Source organism: Bradyrhizobium sp. CCGB20 (genome assembly GCF_024199855.1).
Lineage (GTDB): Bacteria > Pseudomonadota > Alphaproteobacteria > Rhizobiales > Xanthobacteraceae > Bradyrhizobium.
In genome coordinates this window covers 4,079,078-4,096,776 of the sequence record NZ_JANADN010000001.1, presented here as the reverse complement: position 1 = coordinate 4,096,776, position 17,699 = coordinate 4,079,078, and the positions used below count along the sequence as shown (strand labels likewise).

At 61.8% G+C, this 17,699-nt stretch carries 12 protein-coding genes; 4 read left to right on the top strand and 8 right to left on the bottom strand.

The window, feature by feature from the left end:
* Window positions 1–18: 18 nt before the first annotated feature.
* Window positions 19–543, top strand: coding sequence for a Spy/CpxP family protein refolding chaperone (locus tag NLM15_RS18710; protein WP_254118531.1), 525 nt, complete (start codon window positions 19–21; stop codon window positions 541–543).
* Between the two features lie 493 nt (window positions 544–1,036).
* On the opposite strand, the gene NLM15_RS18705 is transcribed toward NLM15_RS18710, so the two are convergent.
* Entirely contained in the window at window positions 1,037–1,180 is a 144-nt protein-coding gene (locus tag NLM15_RS18705; RefSeq protein ID WP_254118530.1) for a hypothetical protein, read from the bottom strand.
* 381 nt (window positions 1,181–1,561) lie between these two features.
* Here NLM15_RS18705 and NLM15_RS18700 point away from each other — a divergent pair, with 381 nt between their 5' ends.
* Complete coding sequence (locus NLM15_RS18700) at window positions 1,562–3,598, top strand: PatA/PatG family cyanobactin maturation protease (protein WP_254118529.1); 2,037 nt, start codon at window positions 1,562–1,564, stop codon at window positions 3,596–3,598.
* Window positions 3,599–4,961: 1,363 nt separating this feature from the next.
* Here the strand turns inward: NLM15_RS18700 and NLM15_RS18695 are convergent.
* Entirely contained in the window at window positions 4,962–5,564 is a 603-nt protein-coding gene (locus NLM15_RS18695; protein ID WP_254118528.1) for a TetR/AcrR family transcriptional regulator, read from the bottom strand.
* A gap of 200 nt (window positions 5,565–5,764) precedes the next feature.
* Here NLM15_RS18695 and NLM15_RS18690 point away from each other — a divergent pair, with 200 nt between their 5' ends.
* Window positions 5,765–7,009 carry an efflux RND transporter periplasmic adaptor subunit gene (locus NLM15_RS18690; RefSeq protein ID WP_254118527.1) on the top strand — a complete coding sequence of 415 codons (1,245 nt, stop codon included), beginning with the start codon at window positions 5,765–5,767 and terminating at the stop codon, window positions 7,007–7,009.
* A 146-nt stretch (window positions 7,010–7,155) separates the two neighbouring features.
* Window positions 7,156–10,359 (top strand): efflux RND transporter permease subunit, encoded by a 3,204-nt coding sequence (locus NLM15_RS18685; RefSeq protein ID WP_254118526.1) that lies wholly within the window; start codon window positions 7,156–7,158, stop codon window positions 10,357–10,359.
* Here NLM15_RS18685 and NLM15_RS18680 read toward each other — a convergent pair.
* From NLM15_RS18680 to NLM15_RS18655, 6 genes are all read right to left on the bottom strand, one after another.
* Complete coding sequence (locus tag NLM15_RS18680) at window positions 10,356–11,084, bottom strand: TSUP family transporter (RefSeq protein ID WP_254118525.1); 729 nt, start codon at window positions 11,082–11,084, stop codon at window positions 10,356–10,358. The two genes, NLM15_RS18685 and NLM15_RS18680, sit on opposite strands and share 4 nt — an antisense overlap.
* A 193-nt stretch (window positions 11,085–11,277) precedes the next feature.
* On the bottom strand, window positions 11,278–11,535 hold the full coding sequence (locus NLM15_RS18675; protein ID WP_254118524.1) for a hypothetical protein: 258 nt from the start codon (window positions 11,533–11,535) through the stop codon (window positions 11,278–11,280).
* Window positions 11,536–11,765: 230 nt separating this feature from the next.
* Window positions 11,766–12,884: a helix-turn-helix transcriptional regulator gene (locus NLM15_RS18670; RefSeq protein WP_254118523.1), complete on the bottom strand. Its 1,119-nt coding sequence runs from the start codon at window positions 12,882–12,884 to the stop codon at window positions 11,766–11,768.
* A 108-nt stretch (window positions 12,885–12,992) separates the two neighbouring features.
* Complete coding sequence (locus NLM15_RS18665; RefSeq protein WP_254118522.1) at window positions 12,993–14,111, bottom strand: helix-turn-helix transcriptional regulator; 1,119 nt, start codon at window positions 14,109–14,111, stop codon at window positions 12,993–12,995.
* A 143-nt stretch (window positions 14,112–14,254) separates the two neighbouring features.
* On the bottom strand, window positions 14,255–17,023 hold the full coding sequence (locus tag NLM15_RS18660) for an autotransporter domain-containing protein (protein WP_254118521.1): 2,769 nt from the start codon (window positions 17,021–17,023) through the stop codon (window positions 14,255–14,257).
* 320 nt (window positions 17,024–17,343) lie between these two features.
* A complete protein-coding gene (locus NLM15_RS18655; protein ID WP_254118520.1) occupies window positions 17,344–17,592 on the bottom strand; it encodes a DUF6894 family protein in 249 nt (82 codons plus the stop codon).
* Window positions 17,593–17,699 lie beyond the last annotated feature (107 nt).

Here is a 17,699-nt window from a genome sequence, read left to right as displayed (position 1 = left end):
TTACCTAGGAGATCGCCGATGATGAAAATAGTAGTGTTCGGAACAACTGCACTTTTCCTTACAGCATCGTCGATTGCCAGCGCGCAAAACTCGCAAACCTCTGCTTCCACGTCTCCGGATCGGTTAAATGCAGCGGACCGGAACAACCTGACGGACATGAGGATTGACCTGATAAAGGCCGCGTTGCAGCTGACACCTGAGCAGGAAAAGCTTTGGCCGTCTGTAGAAAGCGCTATTCGGGCCAGGGCGGAGGATCGGAAAGCGCGTGTTGCAAAAATCCAGGAAACGGTGGGTAGGCGGGCCGACGAAAGCCGCGTCGACGCCATGCGCAATCGTGACCCCATCGCGTTTCTGCAACGACGGTCCGAAGCATTGGCTCAACGATCAGCCGACTTGGATAAACTCGCCGAAGCGTGGCAGCCACTATACAAAACGCTTAATCCCGAACAGAGGCAGCGCATGGCCGCCCTCGCGATCTTTGTACTCCACGATATGAGTGATGTCGTCGAACGACGTCGTGCACAGCTGGAGGACGAGGACTAAGCAACGTCATTCGATTCCGACCTGCAGCGTAGAGTCGGATCATACGCGGTTACCTGGCTTTGCGCCTGGGCGGTGCTTCGCGCGACCGCCCAGGCTCGAAAGCAAGCTCGTTGGCAAGCGCGCGGCGATGACCTCGCGGCGCTAACCGCGCATCTCGCCTTCACAAAATCGCATCACGTCTGCTGTTGCGCCGGCGACAGATTGCGCTGCCGCACGAACTTGTTCGGTATCGGGCAAGCGGGCGTGGCCTCGTCGCGTCAGGCCGACGGTTTTATGGGCACACGGCCTGGGATCTACTAGGCATTTCCGTTTGTACGGGCTCATGGTTCTAGACGCATGGTGTAGCCGTGCTACTCACCATGAAGTGTGAGACCTCATCCTTGAGGAGCATCGCTGAACAATGCGCCTCGAAAGATGGAACCACTGAGCAGGTAAATTGCGCTAGTCTAGAGTGTTTCGATGTCCGTGCGGTATCGTACTTGCCTGATTCCGATCATTCGCAACCGATCAACCACATCATCGCTTCCCCGAGATGCGCGGCGTCGCGCTGACGATCGAGAAGCGCGCGGCGCAGCTGTTCGGCGTCTTGGTCGACCAGTGCGCAGTGCTCTTGGGTACAGCCGAGCAGGGTGAGCACGGCGTCAATACGCTATCGCTGACGCAATCTTCCGCTTTTCCGTTCTCACGCTAGCGACGGATGAGCGGTCTTTGGCGTGAATTCAATCCCCCCAAGCGCGGATGGCATCGATCACTTTACCTCTGTGCCCTCTGCCACGTTGCTGTCGCAAACGGAGGCCAGCCAACTTTTCCATTACTATGCTCGATAACGACGCCGATGGCGAAACCGGTATGCAGGTCAGTCATACTGACGCTTCTGCCCACCGGATGCCAATGTGAAGATCAACGACGTCAATTTGGAGCCAGCGCTCTCCCGATGTCGAAGGATTGCGATTCAATCTAAAAGATCGATGAAACAATCTACTCGACTAACAAGAAATATGCTGGCTAGATTGGCCTCATGCCAAATGCAGCTAAAGATAGTGACATTTTGGCTGATCTTCGAGACGCCCTGTCGAGCGTCTATCCAGGCGCGCCTGATGTCGTCGTGGGTATTGTAGACGGCTTGCCGGATATGTCGCATCCGTCTCTCAAGTCGGCGTCTATTGAATTTCTCGAGGCGATGATCCCAGCCGATTCTCGCGCCCCCGATGTCCACGGAACGGGAATCTGCAGCGTCATATTTGGTCATGGCAATGAGATTCGCGGAATCGCGCCCGGATGCTCCGGCCTCGTCCTTCCGATCTTCTTCGGCAACAAGTCAGAAAATCGGGTTAGGCCCGCGTCCCAACTTGATCTCGCTCGGGCCATTGCGTTCGCGCTTGAGCGGGGCGTCTCGATCATAAATGTCAGCGCGGGTCAAAAGACTTTTACCGCTGAGGCTGAAACCCATCTTGAACAGGCGCTCCGAAATTGTATTGATCACAGAACACTTTTGGTTGCAGCAGCCGGAAACGATAGCTGCGCTTGCATACACCTCCCGGCTGCAGTAGAGTATACGCTCGCAGTCGGAGCGTCCGATGCTGACGGAAAGCCGATCGAAGCGAGCAATTGGGGTGCGGAGTATCGGCGCAACGGCTTGCTTGCGCCCGGAGAAAACATCCTTGTCGCCGCGCCGGGCAGCGGAACCACGAATGCCACCGGGACGAGTTACGCAACCGCAGTCGTTTCGGGGGTCGCCGCGCTACTTTTGTCGACCGCACAGCGTGAAGGGTACAGGATCGATGCGGCCGATATCCGCGATATCCTTATTGATACGGCGACGTCATGCGAGTTGGAAGGTAAGGGAGCGTGCGATCGCTATCTCGTCGGCAACCTCAACGCGGCTGCAGCGCTCGCCATGCTGCGCCGCGTCGGGAGCAAGGGTAGCGCGCCGCGCGAAATCCGGGTTGCAAAGCCGGAGCCAATTGAGAGGAACATCACGAATCTAGTTCAAGACCAAGCAGTATTGAGGGGGAGTTTTGCTATGTTGAATTCAGGTTTGGAACCTGCCGATACTACAGCAATTCGGCCATCGGACGTGTTACCCTCCGCGTGCTCTTGTCAGACCAAAGCGGTCGATGAAGAGGAAAACAAGGCAGTCAAACCACAAGGTTTGCTGAGCGAGGGGGCCATATTGGTTCCGTCGCAGTCGGTTGCACAGGAGGCTTTGCCGAGTGCTGTCAAACAGCTTGGCTGTTCCTGTGGAGGCGGACAACCGCCGCAAATTGTCTATGCGCTCGGATCGCTGTGGTTCGACTTCGGCACGGAAGCCCGCTATGACGCGATCGTTCAGCAACTCGGCGATCCGATCCGGGCCAACAATCCACCTGAGCTATTCGGTTTCCTGCGCAGCAATCCGCAGTTTCTCGCCGGGATCACATTCATCCTGATGCAGGACCAAATTCCACTTTACGCTATTCAGCCTGCCGGCGCTTTCGCATTACAAACTTACACGGCCATGCTCGATGCGCTGGAAGCATCGATTACTGATCGTGGCAAGGAGCAAAGGGTCTCGCTTCCAGGCTATATCAGCGGGACGGCGCGGTTGATGAACGGCATGAGCGTGCCGATCGTGTTTCCTGATTTGCGTGGAATGTATATGTGGCGTGCGGCCGAGTTGGTCGCGGCAACGCTCGCATTACAGGTTGGGCCTCCCACGCCGCCGTCGGACGAAGCGGTGCTGGAGTTCTTGAACCGTGTTTATTATGAGCTTCGCAATCTCGGCGTTTCACCGCAAGAGCGAGCTATGAACTACGCTGCAACGAACGCGTACCAAGCCCGCCAAGCCTTCGCCGAAGCGGCAGCGCGGAACTATTCGCTCGATTCAATCGAGGTGGTCAAAAGCCCGATTTGTCGACCGGATTCGGACTGCTGGGATGTTAAGCTCCAAATGTTCGATCCGGAAAACGAACGTCGTGCCGGACGTGTTTACCGCTACACTGTTGATGTGAGCGAGGTGCTGCCAGTTACCGTCGGGCCGGTTCGAAACTGGGCGGTAAGGCTCGGTGCGCAATGAGGCCGGCGCTCGGTTGCTGAGGGCTCGGGTCGTTTGTGCAATTTCGAAGTTATTCGCAAGCGAGTGATCGCACTGCGGGAGTGCTGCCAAGGCAAACTATCATGGCTCGTCGTCCCGGGGGGAGCCGTGAGAGCGAGGTAATAGCCATGAGAATGCCCGTGCAAGCAAAGCCGGTTGACCGCAACGCGGTGCTAACGCGGCTTAATGACGAACGAGGACTCATGCAATCGGATTGCTGCGGTCCCAGCCAATGCTGCGTAGGCACCTGCGTGTTCGGCCGCTGCGTTGGGGGCTGCATTCCGAATATCGGGCAGTGCTGACAACTCTGCGCTGATGCGCCTCCCGGCGTCGGAACTAGAGTGCCGACTCGTGACATTCTAAGTCCACTGCCAACAGCGGAGTTTATACTATGAACGCACCTTTACAGGCGGCCCCAGTGTCGCGAGGCTACATTCGTGCCTATCAGGCCAACGTACTCGATCAGAGCTGCAACATCTTCAAATGCGGTTCAAAGGTTATCGAGTGCGCGTCGCGGTGCATACCCAACCCGTTTAATGCGGGGTGCATATCGTGTCTTGGTTCTGCATGGGACGAATGCAAGAGCTGCTTCTAGTCGCGAAGATTGCCGGCGCTATGGTGGGCCGGCAGCCTCCGCAACTTTGGCCATAGGAGGGAGAAATGAACCTGCCCATCCAAGCTGCTCCCGTGACTCGGGGCCAAACGCGCGCATATCAGGCGAAAAGCCTCGAACAGCAGGGATGTAACTGGCTCGAATGCGCCACGGTCGTGCTCCCCTGCGCTGTCGCCTGCGTTGATACCTTCGGAGCGGCTTGTGTCGCCTGTTTGGGATCGTCATATGCGGCTTGCAAGGATTGCTTTTAGCGCTGAAAGCATTTGCGCAGCTAGCAAAGGCGAGACCGACACAGATGGCTAAGTCGAAAAAGCGTAGTGCCAGGCGACCGCCGTCGGACGCGAAGGGGGGAGCAAAGAAGGAGAAGTCGGACTCAGAGAGCCAGCAGACGATTCTGATTTCCGAAAGGGAGCGATCTCGAATGCCGGACAAACCGATGACTTCTCCGAACCAGAGCCCTCCTGTCGAACGTTTGTATCTGCGCCCGCTAATTGGAAAGCGGGGAAAGCCAGTTTCCCCTGATCAACGTGAGGCGTCAGTGAAAAAGAGCAAGACCGATCCGGTAGCTGACGACTACTTTGTTCAACTCGCAACATTTCACATGCGACCTCGTCGGGGTTTTTAAGTCGGTTCGTGCCGTTCTTCGTTGGATGAACAGGGCTGCGTAGGTATCGTTGAGGCAAACGCGGCCAGTGGCCGCGCCATGCAGCGTCTGTCTTTACTTTAGCTAATCTAGGCTTTTGCCGACTGCGCCTCGACCGCCTGCACTGCCACGCTCGCCACCTGCCGCAGCGCTTCGCGATCCGAGCCCGAAGACGCCATCACACCCATGCCGACCGACACCGCCGACACGTAGCGGGCGAGCGCGGCGGGATCTGACGTCGGCTTGAGGTCGCCCTCCGCCTTGGCGCGAATAAAGCGGTCGCGGAGCTGGTCCTCGTTCTGGGCGCGGCGCGCGGCGAGTTCGAAGGGAACGTTCTCCGAGCCTGTGCCGCAGGCGATGCCGCCCTGCACGAGCAGGCAGCCGGGCGGATTGGCGGGATCGGTCTGCTTGTCGGCGATGCCCATCAGCATCCGCTCGGCAACTGCGCGGGCGGTGGGGGCGGCAACCACCTCATCCATCCAGACACCGCGCAGCTTGGTGTAGCGGTCGAGCGCGGCCTTCAGCAGGCCTTCCTTGTTGCCGAAGCAGGCGTAGAGGCTCGGGGGATTGATGCCCATGGCCTCGGTGAGCTGGGCAATGGTGGCGCCCTCATAGCCATGGCGCCAAAACACTTCCATCGCCTGGTCCAACGCCGTTTCAGCGTCGAATTCGCGGGGGCGTCCCATGCCCATGTGCCTGTACTCCTCGGAATTGGCAGTCTGACGGAAGCTAACGCCAAATCCTATCTATTTGTTCTAGCTTTATTTTCTCAGCCACTTCCAATTCTTGCGGTATGCCGCTACAATTTTCTTAGTGAATGGTACATAAGTATCTTGCACTGCGACATCCAGCTCCACATCTGTAGTGAACACTACATATCTGGAGCGCGCAAATGCATCCCTCGCAAAACTCCCCCCGCACCGGCCGTTTCCGCCGCCTTCTCGGCGGCGTCGCCATCGTGGGCGCCCTTGCCGTGGCCGGCTCGATCGCGACCGGTCACTACTTCCATGCAGCCCAGGCGACGGCAACGGCCGCCGCGGCTGAACAGGCCGTTTCCGTCACCGTCGCGATGATCGAGCCGCGGCAAACCGTGCTGTGGGACGACTTCTCCGGCCGGCTCGAGGCCATCAACCGCGTCGAGCTCCGCCCGCGCGTCGCGGGTGCGATCCTTGCGACCAATTTTACTGAAGGCGCGCTGGTGAAGGCGGGCGATGTCTTGTTCAAGATCGATCCGGCGCCCTATTCGGCCGAGGTCGACAAGGCCAACGCCCAGCTCGAAGCAGCGAAAGCCCGCGTCGTATTCACCCAGAGCGAGCTCGAGCGCGGCGCGCAGCTTGTCGGCAATGCCGTGGTCACGCGGCGCGACTATGACCAGCGTGACAACGCCAATCGCGAAGCCATCGCCAACGTCAAGGCCGCCGAGGCGACGCTCCAGACCGCAAAGCTCAATCTCGACTACACCGAGGTGCGGGCGCCGGTGGACGGACGCGTCGGCAAGATCGAGATCACTGTCGGCAATCTCGTCGCCGCCGGCACCGCTTCCCCGGTGCTGACCTCGCTGGTCTCGGTCAATCCGATCTACGCCTCCTTCGATGCGGACGAAGAGGTCGTGCTGCGCGCACTGAACTCGATCGCGGATGCTTCCGGCAAGCGCGGCAATCTCGACCAGATCCCGGTGGAGATGGCGACGTCAGGCGGTCTCTCGGCGAAGGGCCACATCCAGCTGATCGACAACCAGGTCAACGGCCAGAGCGGCACCATCCGGGTCCGCGCGGTGTTCCAGAACGAGGACGGGCGTCTCATCCCCGGCCAGTTCGCCCGCGTGCGCATGGGCCAGCCGAAGCAGCAGACGCTGGTGATGATCGACGAGCGCGCGATCGGCACCGACCAGGACAAGAAGTTCGTGATGGCCGTTGGTGACGACAGCCGTGCGGTCTACCGGCCGATCACGCTCGGCGGCGCCGTCGATGGCTTGCGTATCGTGACGGCGGGGCTGAAGACCGGCGACCGCATCATCGTCAACGGCCTTCAGCGCGTGCGTCCCGGCGCCCTCCTCAAGACGGAAGTCGCCGCGATGGGTGCGCGCGGGCCGCAACAGGCATCGAACCACAGCAACCAGGACGTGGTGCAACGCTAGTTACCTCGTTCCGGGCTACGCCTCGTGCGAGCCCGGAACGGCGAAATCATCGAACGACCAGGACATCACTTTTCGATTCCAGAGGCGCGGGCCTGGCCCGCATCCTGGAATGACGGGAAAGCTGTCTCTCGCGCAGGGGCAAAGCCATGAATCTCTCGAAGTTCTTTATCGACCGTCCGATTTTTGCCGGCGTGCTGTCGGTCCTGATTTTCCTCGCGGGCCTGATCTCGCTGTTCGCGATGCCGATCTCCGAATATCCGGACGTGGTGCCGCCCTCGGTGCTGGTGCGCGCGACCTATCCCGGCGCCAATCCAAAAGTGATCGCGGAGACGGTGGCGACCCCGATCGAGGAGCAGATCAACGGCGTCGAGGGCATGCTCTACATGTCGAGCCAGGCGACCACCGACGGCGCGATGACGCTGACGGTGACGTTCCGGCTCGGCACCGACCCTGACAAGGCGACGCAGCTGGTGCAGAACCGCGTGCAGCAGGCCGAGCCGCGCCTGCCCGCAGTGGTGCGACAGCTCGGCATCATCACCAAGAAGTCCTCGCCCGACCTCACCATGGTCGTGCATCTGCTGTCGCCGAACAACCGCTACGACATGACGTATTTGCGCAACTATGCGGTGCTCAACGTCAAGGACCGCCTGGCGCGGATCGACGGCGTCGGCGACGTCCAGCTCTACGGCGCCGGTGATTATTCGATGCGGGTCTGGGTCGATCCGCAGAAGGCGGCCGAGCACGGCCTGACCGCAAGCGATATCGTCAAGTCGATCCAGGCGCAGAACGTCGAGGCCGCCGCCGGCGTCGTCGGCTCCTCCCCCAACGTCAAGGGCATCGACCTCCAACTGTCAGTCAATGCGGAAGGACGGCTGGCCAACGAGGAGCAGTTCGGCGACATCGTGGTCAAGACCGGCACGCGCGGCGAAGTCGTGCGCCTGCGTGACGTCGCGCGCATCGAGCTTGGCGCCTCCGAATACGGCCTGCGCTCGCTGCTCGACAACAAGCAGGCGGTGGCGATCCCGATCTTCCAGGCGCCGGGCTCCAACGCGCTGGAGATTTCCGACCACGTTCGCGCCACCATGGCCGAGATCAAGAAGAACATGCCGGAAGGCGTGTCCTACCAGATCGTCTACGATCCCACCCAGTTCGTGCGCTCCTCGATCGAGGCCGTCATCCATACGCTGCTGGAGGCGATCGCGCTGGTGGTGCTGGTGGTGATCCTGTTCCTTCAGACCTGGCGAGCCTCGATCATTCCGCTGCTGGCCGTGCCCGTCTCGATCGTCGGCACCTTCGCGGTGATGCACGTGTTCGGCTTCTCCATCAACGCGCTCAGCCTGTTTGGCCTGGTGCTCGCCATCGGCATCGTCGTCGACGACGCCATCGTCGTGGTCGAGAACGTCGAACGCAACATCGAGGGCGGACTGTCGCCCCGCGACGCCACCTATCAGGCCATGCGCGAGGTGTCGGGGCCGATCATCGCGATCGCGATGGTGTTGATCGCGGTGTTCGTGCCGCTCGCCTTCATCTCCGGCCTCACCGGGCAGTTCTACAAGCAGTTCGCCCTGACGATCGCGATCTCGACCGTGATCTCGGCGGTGAACTCGCTGACGCTCTCGCCGGCCCTGTCGGCCCTGCTGCTCAAGGGCCACAACGAGCCGAAGGACCGGCTGACGCTGATCATGGAAAAGAGCCTCGGCTGGTTCTTCCGTGGCTTCAACAAGGCCTTTGCGCGCTCCTCGGAGAATTACAGCGGCACCGTCACCAAGGTAATCTCCGGCAAGGCCGCGGTGATGGGTCTCTATGTGGTTCTGGTCGGCCTCACCGCCTTCCTGTTCCAGCAGGTGCCGAGCGGCTTCGTGCCGGGACAGGACAAGCAATATCTGGTCGGCTTCTCGCGCCTGCCGGATGGCGCGACGCTGGACCGTACCGAAGAGGTGATCCGCAAGATGAGCGACGTCGCGCTGACCCAGCCCGGCGTCGAGAGCTCGGTTGCCTTCCCCGGCCTGTCGATCTCCGGCTTCACCAACTCGTCCAACGCCGGCATCGTGTTCTCGACGTTGAAACCATTCGACGAGCGCAAGGGTCCGGCATTGAGCGGCAGTGCCATCGCGGCCGACCTCAACAAGAAATATGCTGGGATCCAGGAAGCCTTCATCGCCATGTTCCCGCCGCCGCCGGTCAACGGCCTCGGCACCATCGGCGGCTTCAAGCTCCAGATCGAGGACCGTGCCGGTCTCGGCTATGAGGCGCTGAACGAGGCGACGAAGGCGTTCATGGCGGCGATGCAAAAGGCGCCGGAGATCGCCGGCGTGTTCTCGAGCTTCCAGGTCAACGTGCCCCAGCTGTTCGCCGACATCGACCGCACCAAGGCGCTCCAGCTTGGCGTGCCCGTGACCGAGGTATTCAACACGCTGCAGATTTACCTGGGCTCCTACTACGTCAACGACTTCAACAAGTTTGGCCGCACCTATTCCGTCTATGTCCAGGCCGATGCGCCGTTCCGCGCACGCGCCGACGACATCAGGCAGTTGAAGGTGCGCTCATCCTCCGGCGACATGGTGCCGTTGTCGGCGCTGCTCAAGATCCGCCAGAGCGCGGGACCTGAGCGTGCGATCCGCTACAACGGTTTTCTGTCCTCCGATATCAACGCGGCGGCAGCTCCCGGATTCTCATCGGGCCAGGCGCAGGAGGCTGCGACGCGGATCGCGGCGGAGACGTTGCCGCCCGGTTTTGCCTTCGAATGGACCGACCTGACCTATCAGGAGTTCATCGCCGGCAATTCCGGCCTCTGGGTATTCCCGCTGGCGATCCTGCTGGTGTTCCTGGTGCTGGCCGCGCTCTACGAGAGCCTGACCCTGCCGCTCTCGATCATCATGATCGTGCCGATGGGGCTGCTGGCGGCGATGTTCGGCGTCTGGATATCGAAAGGCGACAACAACGTCTTCACGCAGATCGGCTTGATCGTGCTGGTGGGACTCTCCGCCAAGAACGCCATCCTGATCGTCGAATTCGCGCGCGAGCTCGAATTCGCGGGGCGCACGCCAATCCGGGCCGCGATCGAGGCGAGCCGGCTGCGGCTGCGTCCGATCCTGATGACGTCGATGGCGTTCATCATGGGCGTGCTGCCGCTGGTGCTCTCGACCGGCGCGGGCTCGGAGATGCGGCGCGCCATGGGCGTCGCGGTGTTCTCCGGCATGATCGGCGTCACCGTGTTCGGCCTGTTCCTCACGCCAGTGTTCTATGTGCTGCTGCGGACCGTCACCGGCATGAAGCCGCTGGTGCATCACGGTAGCGACACCAGCGCGGCACCGGTTCAGGGCCTGAATCACGAAGGCGCGGGTCACTAGATCAGGGAAAGGCCCGACACCAGCAACAGAACGAGCACGGTCTTGCGAAAGACCGTCTCGTTGACCCGGTGAAAGGCGAGGACGCCGAGCACGGAGCCCGCGAACAGCGCCGGCAGGCTGATCGCGAGGTCGACGAAGACCTTTGACGACAGATCCTGATGCCCGACCAGCAGCGCGATCGCAAAGAGCTGCATCGCGGCGATGAACGGTTGCACCAGGCCACGCTGCTCGCTCTTGGGCATGCCGCGCATATCGCACCAGATCGTGGGGATCGCACCGGGCATCGCGGTCAGGCCGCCGACCAGCCCTCCCCCGAACCCGATCAGTGCCACCCAGTGCCGGCCGACCGCCTCGCCGGCCGTCACCAGCGTCGGCCGCAGCAGCATGTAGGCCGCATAGAGCGCGACGATGATGCCGAAGCCGCGCCGCAGCAGATGCGTGTCCGTGGATTGCAACAACGACACCGCGATGGGAACGCCGATCAATCCGCCGACGATCAGCAGCAGGCTGCCCTCCCAACGGATGCTGCGCCGAAGCGCCCACAGATTTGTGGCCTGCACGCCGATGCTGCACGCCATCATCAGCGGCACGGCCTCCAGCGGCTGAAACACGCGGAGCAGAATCGCGCCCGCCACGGCCGAGAATGCGAAGCCCGAGAGCCCCGAGACGAAGGCGCCGGCAAAGACGGCAACGCTCACCAAAATGCTGGTCGTGATGTCAGGCACGATGCGTTCTCCGGGTCAGTCGTAGGGCGTCTGCGTCGCCGGAACGTCGGCACTCCCGGTGCAGAGCTCGGCATCATGCGAATTCAGGAGAGGCTGAGAGACGGGTCGCGCGTGCGAACGCTCCAGCATTGCCAGCCCGGCCAGTTGAAGCGTGACGAGTACCGCCGTCAGCGCGACAGCGACGATATTGACGTTACGCGCGTTCGAACGTGGTGCGGCCGGTCGCGCGCTCGCGCGGATCAACTCCGTTGGCATTTTCAAAAACATCCTCTTCGCTGCAGACAGGAATAATTTCATTCAAACGCGGCGATTCATGCGGCTGCCCCAGCAAGTGGCGGTAGCGCTGCAACGCGCGTTTCGCGTCGATCTCGCGCTGCGCGCGGAATGCAGCGCCGATGCGGGCGGCGATGTCGCGGAACCTGCCGGCCAGGCCAGTTGACGCCGTTCGCATGACAACCTCATCTCAACTTGCGCGAGAGCTTGACGGGATTCACTTCCACTTGCTGTGAGTTGCTTCACACGAAGCTCGAACGCGCCGAACAAGAAAACGCGTGATCTCTCGTAGAAGAGAACGCGGAAAATCGCGTCATACGATCGAACGACCCGCGATAACTTTCTAATGAAGCTGCTGCTTGAACCTATTGCGAGCCGGAGCGACTCGCTTGCGCCTTGGAGCGCGCGTCAGTGCACGAGCGGATTGGAGAATCCCGCTGCAAGCTTGACGAGGTCCGCCTGACGCGAAACGCCTGTTTTCGCGAACACCCGATGCAGATGCGTCTTCACCGTCGTCTCGGCGATGCCGAGCGCAACCGCCGTCTCCGGCACGCCGCCGACCTCGACGATCGATTGCAGGACCCTCAGCTCCGCAGGGGTCAGCGCGAACGTGCGGTCGATGAGGCCGGCACATGAGCGGCCGTCGAGCTCCGCCTTCCAGATGAACAAGGCGCCGACGGCTGAATTGCGCTCCGCCGCGCCTTCGCGCAACAACGAGGGCAGCGCGATGACGTGCGCGACGTAATACGAGCCGTCATGCGACATCAACGGAATCTTGCGCGCCGCAGCCGCCGCCAGGGCAACCTCCCCCGCGTCACGGAAGATATCGCGCAGGGCCGAATTTGCCGAGGACTGTCTTGCGACCAACCGGCCCGCAACGGATCGCAGGAAATCGTCGGCGGCCAGGATCGTGTCCGCGGCCGGATTGCTGTGAACAATGTTGCAGGAAGCATCGAGCAGGATCACGCCCGCATTCAGCCGATCCACGACGTCGGCGAGCGCGATCGCGCGCTGCTGCTTCCGTTCGATCGCCCGGTTGATCAGCAACGCCCGGCTCGCATGCGGGACCAAAGACTGCATCCGCGCGCGCTGCGCGGCGTCGAGCATCTTCCTGCCCGGGATCACGGTCAGCAGCATCGGACACGGCGACTTCGACTGTTCCAGAACCACGTTGGCGACATCGACGCAGCCCTGGGGCCGCAGCCATTCCTGATAGAACCGCCCGCGGCGATATTCCTCGAAATTCACGAGATCGGGGATGTTGCGAACCTCGCCGTAGCGAGGAAGCCGCGCAAGCGGATCGTGGCGGGCGTAGGTCTCGGCATAGAGCTGGATGTAGTGCGGATCGACCCCGCAGTAGTAATGCGTCGCACCTGATTTGCTAACCGGATCCTTCGAGATCAGCCCGCAGGCCTGGCTGCCGATGAACGCATTGAGCTTGACGACGACCTCGCCCCACAACTCAGGGTGGATACCTGCGTCGTATATATCCTCGATCAGCTCGGACTGTTGGGGAGGTCGGGGCATCGGAACAGCCAATGGTGACTTGGAGACAGCGAAATGTTCTTGATGCCCGGCGGCTTCTGTGAGTCTATCGCGGGAGCAAAAGGTTCAACTTCGGCGGAGATTGATCGATCAGTTGACGAGCGGATTGGAAAATCCAGCCGCGAGCTTGACGAGATCGGCCTGTCGGGAAACCCCGGTCTTGGCGAACACCCGATGCAGATGCGTCTTCGCCGTGGTTTCCGCGATACCGAGCGCTGCCGCCGTTTCCGGCACGCCACCGACCTCGACGATCGACAGGAACACGCGCAGCTCGGCCGGCGTGAGATCGAACGTCCGTGCGATCAATTCGCCATAGGACTGCCCGCCGAGCGACACCTTGCGCAGCAGCAGCGCACCGGCGGCATCGACGACCCGCTCGCTGCCATTGCGCAGCACGGATGACAACGGCAGGATATGCGCGACGTAGCGCTCCCCGCTCGGCGACAGCAGGGGAATCGCATGGCCCCTTGCGGCAAGCAGGGCAATTTCGCTGCGGGTCACAAACGCCTCGCGCAGCGTCTGATTGGCCTCCGGGCTGGAGGTCACGAGCTGCCCGGCAACGGTTCGGACCACGTCGTCGGCGGCGAGCAAGGCATGGCCCGCCGAATTCGCATGCACCACTCGGCAGCAGGCATCGAGCAGGAAAATGCCCGACGCAAGGTTGTCCAGAACATCCGCCAATGCCGTCGCCAGCGTCAATTGCGAAGTCATGGCGCGGTTGATCAGCAGTGCGCGGCTGGCATGCGGCACGATCAGCGAGAGGCGATGCTTCATGGCCGGATCCACCATGCGCCGGCCCGACAGCACCGTCATCATCACGGGGCAGCTCGCATTCGATGTCTCGAGCACGACGTTGGCCGCGTCGCTGCAGCCCTGCGGCTGCATCCATTCCTGGTAAAAGCGCCCTCTCCTATATTCGTCGAAATTGACGAGATCCGGGATGCTGACGATCTCGCCATGCGGCGGCAGCACCGTCAACGGGTCGAACTTCGAATGGGTCTCGGAATAGAGCTGGATGTAGTGCGGGTCCGCGCCACAATAATAATGGGTGACACCGAATTTGCTGATCGAATCCTTGGAAAAAAGCCCGCAGGCCTGCCCACCGACGAAGTCGCGGATGCCGCCGACGACGTTATTCCACAGCGCTGGATCGAGGCCGGCGTCATAAATGGACTCGACCAGTTCGGGTAGTTTCCGAGCTTCGTGCATGGCTTGAAATGGCCTGAGTGATCAATATCACCAAACTACCACAACCACAGCATGCGGCGTCCTCCGATCGGAGGAGGCGCCGGCCGGGCAGATGGCGCCCGGCCGGCGGGCATCGCGTTCAGGCCGCCAGGGCTGATGCCGGCTCAGAACGCGACGCGAACGCCGCCCTTCGCCGTGCCGGTGCGGCTCTGGTCGGACATCATCATGCCCTCGACCGCGCCGAACACGGACACGTCGCGGCTGGTGCGGTAGTCGAAGCCGAAGCCCGCGACGGCGCCGACGGTGCTGCGGCTGCCGGGCGTGATGAAGGATAGGTTCTGGCCGAGCAGCACCGTGTTGATATTGGCGTCGCCGACGCGCTGGAGCGCGATGACGCCGCCGTGGATGTTGGCCTTGAGCTCGCCGCCGGCAAGACTCGTGACCCGGGAGAGATCGACCTCGCCGCGCTCCTCGAAATCCTGGAGCGTACGACCGCCGACCGAGAGCCCTTGCGCCGAACCGGTCTCGCTGTAGCCCTCGAACCGGCCCGCGACGTAACGCAGCCGCCCCGTCGGCGTGAGCAGATAGCCGTTGCCGATCTCGAGCCTGTAGCCGTAGGCGATCTCCGGGTTGACATACCAGCCGCTGTAGTTCGCCCTCGCCGTCTCCATGCCGCCGACAACCGCGTTGTTCAGCACCAGGCGGCGCGATCTGTTGTCGGCATTGCCGCCCTGGAAGGTGAAGTCAAAGAACTGCGAAGCCCATTCGAACCGGCCGTAGGCACCCGCGAACACGTAGCTGGTGTCGACCGACTGCGAGTTGAGATCGACCGAGAGACCGCTCTGCCCGCCGCCGAGAAAGGCGCCGACCAGCCAGTTCGGCTGCACTTTGCGATCGATTCCGATCGCCCCGCCCCACGCTGTCGAGGTTGCACGGAGCGTTGCAGCGGTCTCGTCCTGAATGCGCTGGCCGCCAAAGCTGTTGACCCAAACCGTGATCGGTGCCGGATCAGTCCAGAGGCTGCGCGGCGCCTTGGTGAAGGGACCAGCCTGCGCCGTCTCCGGCGCATAGGCCATCGCCATCATGTTGCTGCCAGCCGCGCCACTGCCGCCGTCCAGGCGTCCCTGCACCAGCGAGGACACCCCTCCTGTGAAATCCATCAGCGTGCGGTCCGTTTGCGCGAGTGCGGTGGCATCGAGAGTCGCCAGCGTGCCACCGGCAAAGACCGACGGGCCGTTGAAGCTTCCGCCCGAGGCATTGGTGTTGATGGTGCCGTTGAAGTTGACGAAGGTCGGCAGCTGGATGCTCGTCAGCGACGACACCCGGCTGCTCAGCGGGATGAAGTTGAGGTTCACGACATCGTTGCCGAAGCCGAAATCGACCACGCCGTTGATCTTCGAGCCCGGCAGCAGCGTTAGCGTGTCGGCCCTGTTGGAGAGCTGAATCGCGACCCCGCCCGTGCCGGTGATCGTGCCCGAATTCGTGACGTTTGATCCGTCGGTCGAGGTAATACCGCGCCTGGCGATGATGGTGCCGGAATTGTTGACTGTCGCCTGCGTCGTCAGGATGCCGTCGCCGTTGACGGTGGAGGCTTGAAGGAGGCCGGTGTTGGTCACGTTCGCCGTAACGGCATTGACGGCTGCGCCCTTCCCGATGATCGTTCCGGAATTGTTCACGTTGCCGAAGTTCGCATTGACACCGCGATCCGCCATCACGGTTCCAGAATTGTCGAGGTTCACGGTAACGCCGCTCAAGCCGAATCCGAGCGTCGTCGAAATAAGCCCGGTGTTAGTCGCGTTGACGGTGCTGGCAAAGATCACCGTAGATCCGCTGGACATTGTCCCGCTGTTCACCACGTTTGCGGTCTGGTTGGCGCTGATGGCGTTGAAGATCCCCGTGATCGTACCGCTGTTGCGGACGGTTGCGTTGCCAGAATCGGCGACAATGGCAACACCAGAGCTGCCGTCGGTCGTGATGTTCCCGGCATTGTCGATGACCGCGGACGTCCCGGCAAAGACCGCCGCATCATGCGCGATCACCGTGCCGCCGGCGAGGTTTGTCAGCTTGACGTTTGCACCATCGATACCGGACGAACCGCCTTGAATGGTCCCGGAATTGGTGACGTCGGCGAGGTTGCTGGCGGAGATCACGGCTGCCAGCGACGTGGTCGTACGGATCAGTCCGGCGTTGTTGATCGTGATATTGCCCTTCCCGGTCGGCGGGTTCGCGTTCGTCGCGATGGTGTCGGCGCCTGCGGAAATCGTGCCGGATGTCGTGTTGATCAGGTTGATGTCGCCGGTTCGCGACACGATCGCGTTGCCGGTCGACTGTATCAAGCCCGCATTGCCAACCGTGGCAACTTCGTCCGCGATCACGGCGCTCGCGCCACTGACGGTACCGGTAGCAAAATTCGACAGGTTGATGTTTCCGGCCGCTATGCCGGCTTCGTGGCCGGAAATCGTGCCGGAATTGTTCACCGTCGCCAGACGATCGGAGAAGATCGCGACGCCCGACGTCCGCGTCTGCGTGATCAGGCCTGAGCTGAGGTTGGTGATGGTTGCGTTGCCACTGGTGTCGATGGCCCTGTCCTCGCCCCTGATCGTGCCAGCATTGCTGAGAACGATTGTCGTCGGCGTAATCGCGTTGAAGCCGGCAATCGTCGCTCCGACCAGGTTGGTGATCGTCATATCGCCGCCGGTAATACCCGCGGCATTCGTTCCACTGATCGTGCCCGCGTTGGTGAAAACGCTGTTGAAGCCAACCTTGAAACCAAAGTTGCTTCCCTGGACCGTCACGCCCGTGCGGATGTCGTAGGAGTTGTTGTCGTCGTTGCTGGTACCGTAGCCCGTGCCGCCACCCTGCTGGGTGTCGGTATCGCTTGCGCACACCACCGTCGCGTTGCTGACCGGCGCGGTTGGCGTACAAGCCGCCATGGCGGGCTCGCTGATGAACACCGGGATGACCAGTGCGGCCAGCGGCAAAAACCGTAGCGATCGCCACGCCAAACGCCATCGCGCAATACGGTCCACACCCGTCACAATCATTTTCGGTCCCTCGGCGCACAGCCACATTGCCAGCGGCCTCCTTCGACTGGAGGACGCCAGCTCATGCGAATTTGGATTCGCTGAACGCCAAGGTAGAAAGCGGCGCCGCTTCCGACTTGGACTGATACGTCCGGGTCTTAGCCTCAAACGAACTGATGCCGGTTTCGTGCCGCACTGATGCAGAGTTGCGACACCATCCCCCGAACGGATTACGCCTGGTCCCAGCCGACCTTCTCCGCGTTCTCCGACCAGACCGCGGCGCGATAGATCTCGCGCCCGCCATTGTCCCTGACGCGGATCCAGGCATCGCGATCGCGCAGGTCGTCACGCCAGACGAACAGATGTCGCGCCATCTCGTCGGCCACGACGAACGTGGCCTTGGCCTGCTCGAAGACCATGCCGCCCGGATCGATCTTCACGACATTGTCGACCAGGAGATCAAAGAAGAAACGGCGCATTCAACACTCCAACTGCCGGCGCCGCCGCGCCCGCGCGTCTGCGATCGGGGTCATGTCAAATCCTTCCTGATTGAAACCGACGGTTTGCTGAGATTCAGTCGCCCGCG